Raw genomic sequence first — 532 nt, forward strand, 5'->3', positions numbered from 1 at the left:
AAATGGTATGGTCGTGAGTTGGCCTGCGGGAATCGATAACAAAGGCCAGCCTTTGCGCGATCAATGGTCTCATGTTGTAGATATTGCTCCGACAGTACTAGAAGCCGCTAATTTACCAGTTCCAAAAGAAGTCGATGGTGTTGAGCAAATCCCGATGGCAGGCGTGAGCTTCACTAATACATTTAAGGAAACAAAAGCACAAACACGACACAAACCTCAATATTTCGAACTGGGAGGTAACCGTGCCATCTATCACGAAGGGTGGCTAGCGCGTGTTACTCGCTGGGCTTTAACTGAGGGGTCAACCAAGTTTAGAGACCTACAAGATGATAAATGGGAATTGTACGACACAACGAAAGATTTCTCTTTAGCCAACGACTTAGCAAAATCTAACCCTCAAAAGCTTGAGGAGCTGAAGAAGCTATTCGATAAAGAAGCAGAGAAAAACCATGTCTACCCTATCGATGATCGCACAATGGAGCGTGTGAACGCAGAAATTGCGGGCCGACCTGATGCTCTGTTTGGTAAGAAG

The 532-nt window shown here is 45.7% G+C and carries 1 protein-coding gene; it reads left to right on the forward strand.

All coding sequences use genetic code 11. The annotated features are described in order from the left end of the window. Positions 1-13: 13 nt before the first annotated feature. The coding region (locus tag R7Q48_RS30625) for a sulfatase/phosphatase domain-containing protein (protein WP_411979322.1) at positions 14-532 on the forward strand (519 nt) is incomplete at its 3' end.

The sequence above is a fragment of the Vibrio sp. 378 genome (genome assembly GCF_033339435.1).